We start from the raw sequence: 11,736 nt of genomic DNA, 5'->3' as shown, positions 1-11,736 counted from the left end.
TTTTACACAAGAGCTATTTTTAATACTTCATTTAAAGTTTTTACCCCAATTATTTTCATATTTTTTATTACTTCCTCTGGGATATCTTTTAAATCTCTTTCGTAGTTTTTATGTGGAATAATAGCCGTTTTAATATCAGCTTTATAAGCAGCAATTAATTTTTCTTTTAAACCACCTATTGGTAAAACATTACCCATTAGGTCAATCTCTCCTGTCATTGCAACATCAGATCTTACTTTTTTGTCACTAAAAATAGAGGCAATAGCTGTAGTGATTGTTATACCTGCACTTGGCCCATCTTTTGGTGTTGCGCCATCTGGAACATGAATATGAAGATTGTATTGATTGTAAATGCTTTCATCTTTTTTATAAAAAAGATTTTTTGGTGTTTTGATTTGTTCTTCATCAATTAAATTTTTAATAAGACTTTGAGCAATTTTTGCTGATTCTTTCATAACATCACCCAAACTTCCTGTAAGAGTTAACTCACCTTTGCCTTTGATTTTAATAGCTTCTATTTTTAAAACATCTCCACCCACTGCAGTCCATGCAAGTCCATTTACTTGACCGATTTTATTTTCTTTTTCATGTTTTTCTATTTCAAAGACTTTTTTGTTTAAAAAATCTTTTAAATTTTCAGTATTAATTTGAATGTGTTTAGTATTTTCCTCTAAAAGAAGTTTTTTAACGCATTTTCTGCAAACTTCAGCAATCTTTCTTCTTAAATTTCTTACACCTGATTCTCTAGTATATTCACTGACTATTAATTCTATGGCTTCATCATCAAAGCTAATTTCTTTTTCTTTAAGACCATGTTTTTTTATTTCATCAGGTATGAGGTAGTTTTTAGCTATTTGGAATTTTTCTTGAGGGGTGTAAGAGCTAAGCTCTATAAATTCCATTCTATCTTTTAAAGCAGGTGGGATTAAACTTGCATCATTTGCTGTGGCTATGAAAATGATTTTACTTAAATCGATGTTGAAATTTAGGTAATAATCTCTAAATTTAGTATTTTGTTCAGGATCTAAGATTTCAAGCAAAACTGCACTTGGATCTCCTCTATGGTTGCGACTTAGTTTATCAATCTCATCAAGCACTACTACAGGATTACTTTGTTTAGCTTCTATAAGTCCTTGTATAATGCGTCCTGGCATAGCTCCTATATAGGTTCTTCTATGCCCTCTTAATTCATTTACATCTTCTAAACCGCCTAAAGCTATGCGTACTAATTCTCTTTTTAATGCTTTTGCGACTGAATTTGCCAAAGAAGTCTTACCAACACCTGGAGGTCCAACTAAACACAAGATAACTTTAGCACCATCTCTATCTTTAATTTTGCGTTTTTCTAAAAGCTCTTTTACTGCAAAATATTCTTCAATACGTTCTTTTGGTTTCTCTAGGGCATAGTGATCACTATTGAGTTGTAAAGATACATCTTTTAAATTTAGTTTTTTCTTTGAGGAGTGCTCAAAAGGTATATCTAAAACCGTTTCTATGTAAGTTTGCACCATAGAGGCTTCTGAGTTATCTTGATGAATTCTTTCATATTTTTGAATTTGTTTTTTGATTTCTTTATAAGCTTCTTCATACATAAAAGCTTTTTTCTTTTCTAATTTTTTATTATATTCTTCTACTTCGCTTTCTTTTTGTATGTCACTTCCAAGCTCTCTTTGAATTTGCTTGAGCTGTTCTTTTAGGAAATATTCTTTATTGACTTTATCTATTTTAGAATGAACTTTGTTTTTGATTTCTTTTTGAATTTTATTTGCTTCAATTTCTTTAGCTAAATAATCAATTAAATTTAAAAGCTTGGTTTCTAAATTAGTTTCGATGAAAAATTCATACGCTTGTTGTTTTTTGATTTTAATGGAATTTAGTATTAAATCACAAATTCTACCAGGCTCGACATCTTCTTCTATGGTTCTTAAAAGATCGGGTGGAAAATAATGACTCACGGTAGATAAAGCTTTAGCTTTTTCTCTTACTACTTCGATGATTGCTTCTTTTTTTGTGCTGCATAATGGTTCTTGGTGGATTAAATCAACTAGAGCAAGTAAGGGGTCATCTGAAATTTTTTCAACTATCTTAGCTTTGGCATAACCTTGAAATAAAATTTTAATTCTACCATCAGGCAATGGAACTTTTCTCATAATGGTTCCAATAACCCCACAATCATAAATTTCATCAAAACCACGTCCACCTTCAATCTTAGATGGTGCTACAAAAATCATACTTTCATTTTGTAAAGCAGTATCTAAGGCTTTGATATTTTGCATATCATTTAAAAAAATTGGTGTTATCATAAAAGGGTATAAAAAAAGCTCATCTTCCACAAGAACAGGAAGTTTTGTTGGATAGTTTTGAGTATTTTCTAATTTCATTACATTATACCTTCTTCAAATATTTTTCTATACCATGGAAGTTCTGGTTTAATCATATCGATTTTATTAAAATCGGAATTTTCTATTTTTTGCTTATAAATCTCATAGCTTTGCTCTCTATTTTTTTTATGATATAACTCTGCTATGCTGGTATCAAGATAAAAAACCGCAAGATTAAATTTAGTAAGCATGGTGTCAATTAAATCATTATATTGCACATTAGGATAGCTTTGATTGTATTCTTTGATTTCTTCTATTGTTTTTAACATTAGTGCTTGATTACGATTTGGAACAGCAAAAGAGTCAAATTTGGCTTTGATTTTTAAATATCTTATATAAGCTACATTTTGTGAATCACCAAATTTATTTAAGTATTCATCAAGATAAAAATTTGCCATTTCATACTCTTCTTCACTAATGTGAGCTTGAGCCAATATAAGCAAAGTCTGTTCTAATAATGGATCAGCTATATGTTCAGCTGCCATTGAAGTATAATGTTTATCAGCTGCTTCAAGATTTTTTTCTTGTAAATCTTTTATAATTTGTTGATACCATTCCATCGAACTTAGATTATACAAATCTTCGGCTTTTTTTGAGCTGCATGCCCCTAAAAATAAACCTGCAATAATAAGCGAAAAAATAAAAAGTTTTTTCATGATGTTACCTTGTAAATTTATATAGTTTATAATTATAGTGTTTTTATGTTTATGAAAATGTTAATTTTTGAATTAAAATTATAATCAAAAAGTTTTAATTAGCATAATTTAAAAAGTTGGAACTAAAATTGCTTTATGAGTTGTAATTTCTTAGTCAATAGATTTTAGGAGGCAAAATGAACTTAGAGGTTAAATGTCCTATTTTGGGGTTTGAAGATACCAAAAATATGAACTTTTATAAAATAGATGAGGTTTTTTATAGACTTAAAAGCCTTGATGGTAAAGATTTTTCTTTTGTGATGATTGATCCTTATATGATCCGTCCTGATTATGATTTTGAGGTACCTGATTATTATCAAGAATTATTAGCTTTAAATGAACAAACTAATTTTGGTGTGTTTGTTATTGTCGCTATTAATGAGCCATTAGAAGAATCTACAGTTAATTTTTTAGCACCTGTTGTGATGAATTATGATAATAATTCTTTAGTACAAGTGATTTTAGATACAAGCAAATATCCTAATTATTTTCAATCTGAAAAGATTTCAGCTTTTATTAAACAAGCAAAATAATGTCTGAAATTTATATTTTAGGAAATGGCGCTATGGCAAGTGCTATAGCTAAAGGTTTAAAAGATACTTATAAAGTAGTTGTTGTTGCTAGGGATTTAAAAAAAGCTAGTAGCTTAAATTTAGAAGTTTTATCTTATGAAGAATTTGATTTAGAAGATAAAAATGTTATTTTAGCATTTAAACCTTATGCTTTAGAAGAAGTAGCTGTTAAATTAAAAGGCAAGGCAAGATGGCTTATTTCAGTTTTAGCAAATACTACTTTTGAGCAACTTCATTGTGTTAATGCGCAAAATTATATAAAAATCATGCCAAATACAGCAGCTGAATTTAAAGCCTCAGCGACTGCGTATTTGATGGAAAATGATTTATATAAAGATGAAATTTTATCTTTGTTAAATACTTTTGGTAAAGCCATAGGTTTGCAAAATGAAAAAGAATTTGATGTGGCTATGGTTTTAAGTGGCTGTGCTCCTGCGTTTTTGGCTTTGGTAGCAGAAAGTTTAGCAAATGCAGGTGTGAAAAATGGTCTAAAAAATGAGCTTAGTTATGAGCTTACTCGTGCTTGTTTTGAAAGCTTTAGTGCTTTATTTAATCATACACATCCTGCTATTATTAAAGAAAAAATTTGTTCTCCAGCAGGAGTAACTATAAAAGGAATTGAAGCTTTGGAAAAAAGAGCTTTACGCGGTGCCTTTTTTGAAGCTTTTAATGCAAGTTTAAATAAATGAAGCAAGCTTTTAGTCTCCTAGAGCTTGCTTTTTGTATTGTAATTTTATCTCTTGTTTTTGGATCTTATTATCTTATATTTGCAAATAAATCTTTAAATGTTATATGGCAAAATCAAATCCTTTTTAATGAAGAAAAAGAATTATTTATGCAAAATCCTTCATATAAAGCAAAAGAAGTAAATATAAATACTTATAACTTTTTAGAATACACTAGTGATGAGTTTAAACTCAAATCTTTAAAAATAAAAGATTTATCCTATAAAGAAGCCTTTATAGATGAAAAAAGCTTTTAGTTTATTAGAGCTTGCGCTAAGCCTTGTTATCTTGGGTGTATTGATTGTTATCTTAAGCAATCCGGCCATACATCTTTATAATCATAGTTACAAAATTAAAAATTCCAACACAGTATTTTTAAATTTAAATCAAACTTTGCTTAGTATGGAAAAAATTTATCATTCTTGTTTAAATGCGACATTGACAAGTAGTTCTTTTGAGTGCTATATGAGTGCAAATGATGATATTTTTTATGATGTATCATTGAAAAAATTAAACTTTAGTGGCATTATTTTAGAAAACAATGAAAGTTTTTTTAGTCCAAAAAGCAATTTGCATTTTATAGAAAATGGAAGTTCTAAAGGAATTTTAAGTAATTATAAAGATATGCATAGTGAAAAAAAGTTAAAAATATATGCTAATGATTATATGTATTTTTATGATATAAAAAATTCAAAAATTTATAAAGCATTAGTGAATGATAGAGAGAAAATCCATTTTAATAATGAGAAATTTAGTGGATTTTATACTATTTTATATGCTTATGTTAGAGTATATTTAGAAAATGGAAATATTTATATGCAAATAGATGATTTAAATCATAACAAACGATCTTTTTTACTAGCTCAAAATATTTCAAAACTTATTTTCAAGCAAGATGATAAGGCGCTAAAAGTTTTAATATGCGATAAAAGTCAAAATGAATGTTTATTTAAGTGGATGTTTTTATGAAAAAATCATTTGCTATGGTTTATACAATATCTTTTATTTTATTTGTCTCTTTTGTTATGGTATTTATAATAAAAATTTCTTCATATTCTCCAAGAATTATGAAAGATTTAACTCTTTATACTCAAGGAAAGATTTTGCTTTATGATACAAAAGAGCTTTCTAAATATTTTTTATATCAAGCCTATTTAGAGGGTAAAGAATGTTTAAATGAATATAATTTTGAATATAATAATATAAAAATACGAATTGATTATGCTTATCCTTTGGGTGAGTGTAAAGGATATAAATTGATAGCAAATGATGCTAATGCAAAAAGCATTATAGCGGTAAATATTAGTGTGTTGCTAAATGATAATAAAGCGGTAAATGAAGAAGTGTTTTTACAAAAAAGTTTTTTTGTTTATCCTAAATTAGATTGAATGTAAGTTTGAACTCCAATGGCTATCATTTTTACCCCCATAGCCATAATAAAAACTAAAGCAATACGTGAAAAAACATAAAGTACAAGTTTTCCTATGACTTTTTCAATGGTAGCTGAAAAGTGAAATAAAGCAAAAATAAAAGCAAAAGTAAGTAGTACAGAAGCTATAGCTATAGTTAAATTTTGATCTTCTGAAATCACCACTATCGTTGAAAGTGTTCCAGGACCTACTAGCATAGGAAATGCCATTGGGACTATACTTTTTTTCAATAATTCTTTATGACTTAATCCTTGATAATGTTGAAATTGAGAACTTGATGGAGTAAAAAGTAAGTTTTTAGTACTCATAATGATTAAAATCAAACCACCCGCAACTCGTAAATCATTAATATCTATTTTAAATAAATATTTCATGATAAATGGTCCAGAAAGTAAAAAAACTAAAACAATACAAAATGCAGTATAAATGATATTTCTAAAAAGTTTTTTTCTCGTATCAGCATCTAGACCTTCAGTCATTGCGATAAATTGTGGAAGATTTCCAAAAGGATTTAAGACTGCTATAATAGCAACAGAAGCAAGTAAAATAGCATAAATTTCAGATTCTATATCTGAAAACATAAGACAACCTTTTATTTTCCCAAGCTTTTAAGCTTGGGATTGATTTAATAATTATAGTCCTTCAAAAGGATTAGTAACAACTTCTTTTCTATCTACGATATAAGGGATAAGTGCTACATGTCTTGCACGTTTAATAGCAACTTCAACCATTTCTTGGTGTTTTTTGCTAGTACCTGTTAAACGGCGTGGCATGATTTTAAATCTTTCTGATAAAGCATGTTTTAGCAATGCTGTATCTTTATAGTCTATAAAATCAACTTTAGCTTCTGTATATTTGCAATATTTACGTGAATATTTTCTTTTTTCTGCCATGTTTTTTCCTTTAAAATGGTAATTCTGTATCATCATCATATTTATCAATATCAATTTCCTTCATAGGAGCTTCCTTTTGAGGATTTTGATAAGTATTAGATGGGTTTATTCTAGTTTGTACTTGAGCATAAGGGTCAAAACTTTGTTGTTGGTTAAAATTTTGATTATAGCCATAATTTTGATTGTCAAAATTGTTTTGTTGGTTATTTTGTACAGTTGAACCTAGCATTTCTAAATTCTCAACTTGAATGCTGTGTTTTGATCTATTTTGTCCATTTTGATCGCTCCATTGCTCAAATCTCAAACGACCTTCAATTAAAACTTTACTACCTTTGTTAAGGTATTGATTAGCAATCTCTGCTGTTCTACCAAAAAAACTAATGTCGATAAAGCAGGTTTCTTCTCTTTTTTCTCCTGTATTTGTACTAAATCTTCTTGTTACAGCTATAGCAGAAGAGCCTATCGCGCTACCTGATGGAGCATAACGCATCTCTATATCCCTTGTAAGATTACCTACTAAAACGACTTTATTAAACATTAATTAGCCTTCTGTACTTTCACTAGCTTTGATTTCTTTTTTATTTTGTTTGATACCTTTGCTTAGTTTTTCCCAAGCTGCAATTTCTTTTTTATTTTCATATTTTACGATTAAAAATCTAATTACTTCTTCAGTGATTCTTAATACCCTTTCAAGCTCTGCTATTAAATTTGTAGGAGCTTTGAAATAAATCACAAAATAAGTTCCTCTTTCGTATTTTTTGATTTTATACGCAAGTTTTCTTGTTCCCATTGGAACTACGCTTTCAATTTCTGCGCCATTTTTTGTAAGGACTTCTTTTACGAATTCCAACTTAGCACTTACTTCTTCTTCTGTAAGTGTCGGTTTTAATATGAATAAAACTTCATAATGTCTCATTTAATTTCTCCTTATGGATATAAAGCCTAAAATTTTTAGGCAAGGATTTTGCATAAAATGCAAATTTTATTTTACCATAAGTTTTCTTAATTTAACTTTTTAATATGGAGCTAAGTTGTAAAAGTGTTGCGATTAAAAACTCTTTTTTTTCTATTTTAGAATTCTTTTTTAATTCATATTCGCAATTACAAAGTGTTAAAAAGATATGTTTATATTGTGATATTTTGATCACAAGAGCTTGTTTTTGAAGATTTTGTGCCACAGAAATAGGTGGGGCATAGCCTAAAATTTCTTTTAAGTCTAAATTTCCATAAATTTTAACATGTAAAGCAATTTTAAAAAGTCTATAAAAATTTGCATATAAGGCGTTAATCAGTGCTATTTCATTATAATTTTCTAAAATATTTTCAAGTTCGTTTCTTAAATCTTGTTTTTGCATTAATTTATCAAAAAAACTTTCAAAGCTAATAGTACTTAAGCTATAACAATGCTCTTGAATAATTTTTTCATCGATATTTAAACCGCTAAATTTATTTAACTCATTAGCTGCTAAATATAAATTCTCATTAAAATTATAAAAAAGAGCATAAAGGGCATTTTGAGTGATATTGATATTTAATTCCTTAGCTTTTAAAGCTAGTAACTCCATACCTTCTTTAGCTGAATTTACTTTATAAAATCTACAAAAATTATTAGCAAAAATTTTCTCCGCTTCACTTTGTTTGGAGCTTTCATCATAAATTTCAAGTAAAAAATAATTATCTTGCGAATTTTGACAAAGCTGTAAAAGTTGCTTGAGTTCTTTACTTGAGATTTTCTTTTGAGTTTTGATTTCTAGCAATTTTCTCTCACTAAATAAGGAAGCGCTAGATAAATAATCATAAGCTTGCTTAAAATCATATTCTTCAAAATAAAATCTTAAACTCTCATCAAAAGAGTATTTGTCTTTAATAAATTTAGCATAAAGTTCTATTTGGAAATTATCCGCTCCATAAAGCAAGAAATAATTGGGAAAACTATTACCATTAAGTAAGCTTTGGAGTTGATTTTTATACATTTTGGTTTCTTTCTAAACTAAAATGCTTGGTAATTTTGCCAAAAATTTTAGCACTAACAATATCTACTTCAGTGATTTCTACTTCTACATTTTCTAATAAATTTGCCCTTGAACCTATGATGGTAATCAAAGCTCCTTTAATTTCATCATTTAATTTTACTTGTAATGAACTTTGATTTTCTACCACTAAAGCCTTAAATCTTTTTCCTATATTTTCTTTTGCCCATCTTGCAAATTTTCTATCCATGAAATGCCAAGCAACTTTATCCGCCTCTCTTTCTAGTAAGCTTAATTCCTCACAAGTGCTTTGTATATTTAAAAGTAAATAATTAAACATTTTTTCATCATTGTTGATTTTGGCTTTTAAAAGTCTATGTAAAATAAGATCAGAATACCTTCTAATAGGACTTGTAAAATGGGTATATTTATCAAAACCTAAGCCAAAATGTCCAGCATTTTCACTAGAATATTCTGCCTTTTTTTGTGCTTTGATGATGAGCTTATCTACTTCTTCTCTTATATTTAGCTCATTTGCTAAGACTTGAATGTCTTTAAATAATTCTATGACATTATTTTTAGGATTAATATCTATACTAAGCGTTGAAAGATCAGCTAGTAATTGATCTATTTTTTTATAATCAGGACTTAAGTGGTTTCTAAAAACTCCTATATCAATGAGTTTTGCTGCAGCTTTATTAGCTAAAAGCATACAATCTTCGATTAAATTATGCGAGGCTGTGTCGTTTTCAAGGTGTGTTTTTATGAGTTTATTATTTTCATCTAAAGTCATTCTTAGCTCTTGGGTTTTAAACTCACAAGCATTTTTTAATCGTTTTTTTCGTAAATTTTGAGTGATTTTGAAAACCTCATAAAGCCAATTAATTGCACCTAAATCTTCTTGCGTTTGTAAATACTCATCAACTTCATCGTAATTAAAACGGCGTTTTGAGTTAATAATAGCCTCGAAAAGCTCTTCTTTAACCACTTCATTGTTTTGATCTAAGCTTATTTTAAAACAAAATACTAACCTATCTTCATTAGGTTTTAGTGAGCAAATATTTTCACTCAAAGCTCTTGGCAACATAGGTATGGCAATATGAGGAAAATAAATCGAAAAGCCTCTTGATTTTGCTTCTTTATCAATGGCGCTATAAGCATGCACATAAGCACTTACATCAGCTATGGCTACATAAATAGCATGCTCATTTTCATCATAATAAATTGCATCATCAAAATCTTTTGCATCAATTGGATCAATGGTGCAAAAATTTAAATTTCTAAGATCTTTTCTTGATGGATACATACTTGCATCAACTTTATCTCCATAAGCTTTTGCTTCATTTTCACATAAATTATCAAAAATTGCATTTTTATTAAAAAGTGCTAAGGAAATTTTTTCATCCACAAAATCATCATCAATATACCCTATCACTTCAGTGATATTGTTATCATGATTTTCTATTTTTAAAATAGTTCCTAAAGGCAGAGCTTTTAAGGATTTTTGAGAGGCTTTTAAAGCACATGTAAGTCCTGTTTGAATATTTACTCCAAGAACTGCTTCGCCGTATTTTTTAGTCATAACCAAAGAAGTTTCGTGGGCTCTTTTAAGTATTAAAATAACTTTAGCACTTGGTCGCTTTTTTTTAAGAGGGAGTAATTTTGCCACAACTATATCAGCATAATTTGCTCCTTTTAAATTTTTATTTTCTATGAGCAAATCACGCTTAAAAGCAGGATCAAAACTTTCTAAAAATCCCGTTCCATTAACAGAAATATCAATTTTACCAAAAGTAAAGCCATCTTTTAAATAGTATTTGTTTTTATAAAATTTAATGATATCACAAGTTAATAATTCTCTAATGATTTGCTTATTTTTATTGGTAATTTCATTAGCATTTAGACCATAACTTAGTTGATTAAATAATTCTTTCATAAGACTCTTTATAGTAATTTTTCAAAACTTAAATTTTATCATAAAAGGATTAAATTTATATTTTTTAGTTATAATCTTTGCTTTAATTTTAATTTTAGGAGTGCATAATGGCTGTATCAATTTATTATGATAAAGATTGCGATATTAATTTAATAAAATCAAAAAAAGTAGCTATTATAGGTTTTGGCTCTCAAGGTCATGCTCATGCTATGAATTTAAGAGATAGTGGTGTAGATGTTATCATAGGCTTAAAAGAGGGTGGGCAAAGTTGGGCAAAAGCTCAAAAAGCAAATTTTATAGTAAAAAGTGTAAAAGAAGCTACTAAAGAAGCAGATTTGATTATGATTTTAGCTCCTGATGAAATTCAAAGTGAAATTTTTAATGAGGAAATTAAACCTGAGTTAAAAGCAGGTAAAACTTTAGCATTTGCACATGGATTTAATATCCATTATGGACAAATTGTTGCTCCAAAAGGTATAGATGTGATTATGATAGCTCCTAAAGCTCCAGGTCATACTGTAAGGCATGAATTTAGTATAGGTGGGGGTACTCCTTGTTTAATTGCTATCCACCAAGATGAGAGTAAAAATGCTAAAAATTTAGCTTTAAGTTATGCTAGTGCTATAGGCGGTGGTAGAACAGGTATTATAGAAACAACTTTTAAAGCTGAAACTGAAACAGATTTATTTGGTGAGCAAGCAGTACTTTGTGGAGGACTTAGTGCTTTAATCCAAGCTGGTTTTGAAACCTTAGTTGAAGCAGGGTATGAGCCTGAAATGGCGTATTTTGAATGCTTACATGAAATGAAATTAATTGTGGATTTGATTTATCAAGGTGGTATTGCTGATATGAGATATTCTGTTTCTAATACTGCTGAATATGGAGATTATATCACAGGACCTAAGATTATTACCAAAGAAACTAAAGAGGCTATGAAAGGTGTTTTAAAAGACATACAAAATGGAAGTTTTGCTAAAGATTTTATCTTAGAAAGAAGAGCAAATTTTGCAAGAATGCACGCAGAGCGTAAATTAATGAATGATTCTTTGATAGAAAAAACAGGACGCGAACTTCGTGCTATGATGCCTTGGATTAGTGCTAAAAAATTAGTTGATAAAGATAAAAACTAACTTG

At 28.6% G+C, this 11,736-nt stretch carries 14 protein-coding genes; 6 read left to right on the top strand and 8 right to left on the bottom strand.

The annotated features are described in order from the left end of the window. Positions 1–2: 2 nt before the first annotated feature. Together lon and bamD are read right to left on the bottom strand one after the other, a co-directional pair. Positions 3–2,381: an endopeptidase La gene (gene lon / locus L8V77_RS01130; protein ID WP_263706309.1), complete on the bottom strand. Its 2,379-nt coding sequence runs from the start codon at positions 2,379–2,381 to the stop codon at positions 3–5. After that, entirely contained in the window at positions 2,381–3,037 is a 657-nt protein-coding gene (gene bamD / locus L8V77_RS01125) for an outer membrane protein assembly factor BamD (protein WP_263663167.1), read from the bottom strand. Before bamD ends, lon begins: the two co-directional genes overlap by 1 nt. A 176-nt stretch (positions 3,038–3,213) precedes the next feature. Between bamD and fliW the strand changes: the two genes are divergently transcribed. The 5 genes from fliW to L8V77_RS01100 are packed head-to-tail and all read left to right on the top strand — an operon-like array spanning position 3,214 to position 5,761. After that, entirely contained in the window at positions 3,214–3,609 is a 396-nt protein-coding gene (fliW, locus tag L8V77_RS01120; RefSeq protein ID WP_263663168.1) for a flagellar assembly protein FliW, read from the top strand. Beyond that, the gene (locus L8V77_RS01115) at positions 3,609–4,337 is read left to right on the top strand and encodes a pyrroline-5-carboxylate reductase (RefSeq protein WP_263706308.1); all 729 of its coding nucleotides are present in this window, start codon (positions 3,609–3,611) and stop codon (positions 4,335–4,337) included. Before fliW ends, L8V77_RS01115 begins: the two co-directional genes overlap by 1 nt. Next, entirely contained in the window at positions 4,334–4,630 is a 297-nt protein-coding gene (locus tag L8V77_RS01110; protein ID WP_263706307.1) for a hypothetical protein, read from the top strand. Before L8V77_RS01115 ends, L8V77_RS01110 begins: the two co-directional genes overlap by 4 nt. Further along, the gene (locus L8V77_RS01105) at positions 4,614–5,342 is read left to right on the top strand and encodes a type II secretion system protein (protein ID WP_263706305.1); all 729 of its coding nucleotides are present in this window, start codon (positions 4,614–4,616) and stop codon (positions 5,340–5,342) included. Before L8V77_RS01110 ends, L8V77_RS01105 begins: the two co-directional genes overlap by 17 nt. After that, the gene (locus tag L8V77_RS01100) at positions 5,339–5,761 is read left to right on the top strand and encodes a hypothetical protein (RefSeq protein WP_263706304.1); all 423 of its coding nucleotides are present in this window, start codon (positions 5,339–5,341) and stop codon (positions 5,759–5,761) included. Before L8V77_RS01105 ends, L8V77_RS01100 begins: the two co-directional genes overlap by 4 nt. On the opposite strand, the gene L8V77_RS01095 is transcribed toward L8V77_RS01100, so the two are convergent. The 6 genes from L8V77_RS01095 to L8V77_RS01070 form a co-directional block, all read right to left on the bottom strand. Continuing rightward, complete coding sequence (locus L8V77_RS01095) at positions 5,743–6,384, bottom strand: MarC family protein (protein ID WP_263702075.1); 642 nt, start codon at positions 6,382–6,384, stop codon at positions 5,743–5,745. The genes L8V77_RS01100 and L8V77_RS01095 overlap by 19 nt on opposite strands. A gap of 51 nt (positions 6,385–6,435) precedes the next feature. Then, the gene (rpsR, locus tag L8V77_RS01090) at positions 6,436–6,696 is read right to left on the bottom strand and encodes a 30S ribosomal protein S18 (protein ID WP_039618521.1); all 261 of its coding nucleotides are present in this window, start codon (positions 6,694–6,696) and stop codon (positions 6,436–6,438) included. Between the two features lie 10 nt (positions 6,697–6,706). Next, positions 6,707–7,234 carry a single-stranded DNA-binding protein gene (locus L8V77_RS01085; protein WP_263706303.1) on the bottom strand — a complete coding sequence of 176 codons (528 nt, stop codon included), beginning with the start codon at positions 7,232–7,234 and terminating at the stop codon, positions 6,707–6,709. 3 nt (positions 7,235–7,237) lie between these two features. Next, positions 7,238–7,612, bottom strand: coding sequence for a 30S ribosomal protein S6 (gene rpsF / locus L8V77_RS01080; protein ID WP_012661658.1), 375 nt, complete (start codon positions 7,610–7,612; stop codon positions 7,238–7,240). 91 nt (positions 7,613–7,703) lie between these two features. After that, the gene (gene holA / locus L8V77_RS01075) at positions 7,704–8,669 is read right to left on the bottom strand and encodes a DNA polymerase III subunit delta (protein ID WP_263706301.1); all 966 of its coding nucleotides are present in this window, start codon (positions 8,667–8,669) and stop codon (positions 7,704–7,706) included. Continuing rightward, a complete protein-coding gene (locus L8V77_RS01070; RefSeq protein ID WP_263706299.1) occupies positions 8,662–10,602 on the bottom strand; it encodes a VacB/RNase II family 3'-5' exoribonuclease in 1,941 nt (646 codons plus the stop codon). Before L8V77_RS01070 ends, holA begins: the two co-directional genes overlap by 8 nt. 107 nt (positions 10,603–10,709) lie before the next feature. Between L8V77_RS01070 and ilvC the strand changes: the two genes are divergently transcribed. Further along, positions 10,710–11,732 (top strand): ketol-acid reductoisomerase, encoded by a 1,023-nt coding sequence (ilvC, locus tag L8V77_RS01065; RefSeq protein WP_263678698.1) that lies wholly within the window; start codon positions 10,710–10,712, stop codon positions 11,730–11,732. The last annotated feature ends 4 nt before the right edge of the window (positions 11,733–11,736 follow it).

The organism is Campylobacter sp. IFREMER_LSEM_CL2127 (assembly GCF_025771745.1).
GTDB lineage: Bacteria > Campylobacterota > Campylobacteria > Campylobacterales > Campylobacteraceae > Campylobacter_D.
The sequence above is the reverse complement of the archived record's forward strand: the minus strand, read 5'-3'. Positions and strand labels throughout refer to the sequence as shown.

What these genes read in the sequence shown, in the direction of transcription:
- lon (WP_263706309.1), bottom strand. Translation starts at nt 2,381, where the DNA reads ATGAAATTAGAAAATACTCAAAACTATCCAACAAAACTTCCTGTTCTT.
- bamD (WP_263663167.1), bottom strand. Translation starts at nt 3,037, where the DNA reads ATGAAAAAACTTTTTATTTTTTCGCTTATTATTGCAGGTTTATTTTTA.
- fliW (WP_263663168.1), top strand. Translation starts at nt 3,214, where the DNA reads ATGAACTTAGAGGTTAAATGTCCTATTTTGGGGTTTGAAGATACCAAA.
- L8V77_RS01115 (WP_263706308.1), top strand. Translation starts at nt 3,609, where the DNA reads ATGTCTGAAATTTATATTTTAGGAAATGGCGCTATGGCAAGTGCTATA.
- L8V77_RS01110 (WP_263706307.1), top strand. Translation starts at nt 4,334, where the DNA reads ATGAAGCAAGCTTTTAGTCTCCTAGAGCTTGCTTTTTGTATTGTAATT.
- L8V77_RS01105 (WP_263706305.1), top strand. Translation starts at nt 4,614, where the DNA reads ATGAAAAAAGCTTTTAGTTTATTAGAGCTTGCGCTAAGCCTTGTTATC.
- L8V77_RS01100 (WP_263706304.1), top strand. Translation starts at nt 5,339, where the DNA reads ATGAAAAAATCATTTGCTATGGTTTATACAATATCTTTTATTTTATTT.
- L8V77_RS01095 (WP_263702075.1), bottom strand. Translation starts at nt 6,384, where the DNA reads ATGTTTTCAGATATAGAATCTGAAATTTATGCTATTTTACTTGCTTCT.
- rpsR (WP_039618521.1), bottom strand. Translation starts at nt 6,696, where the DNA reads ATGGCAGAAAAAAGAAAATATTCACGTAAATATTGCAAATATACAGAA.
- L8V77_RS01085 (WP_263706303.1), bottom strand. Translation starts at nt 7,234, where the DNA reads ATGTTTAATAAAGTCGTTTTAGTAGGTAATCTTACAAGGGATATAGAG.
- rpsF (WP_012661658.1), bottom strand. Translation starts at nt 7,612, where the DNA reads ATGAGACATTATGAAGTTTTATTCATATTAAAACCGACACTTACAGAA.
- holA (WP_263706301.1), bottom strand. Translation starts at nt 8,669, where the DNA reads ATGTATAAAAATCAACTCCAAAGCTTACTTAATGGTAATAGTTTTCCC.
- L8V77_RS01070 (WP_263706299.1), bottom strand. Translation starts at nt 10,602, where the DNA reads ATGAAAGAATTATTTAATCAACTAAGTTATGGTCTAAATGCTAATGAA.
- ilvC (WP_263678698.1), top strand. Translation starts at nt 10,710, where the DNA reads ATGGCTGTATCAATTTATTATGATAAAGATTGCGATATTAATTTAATA.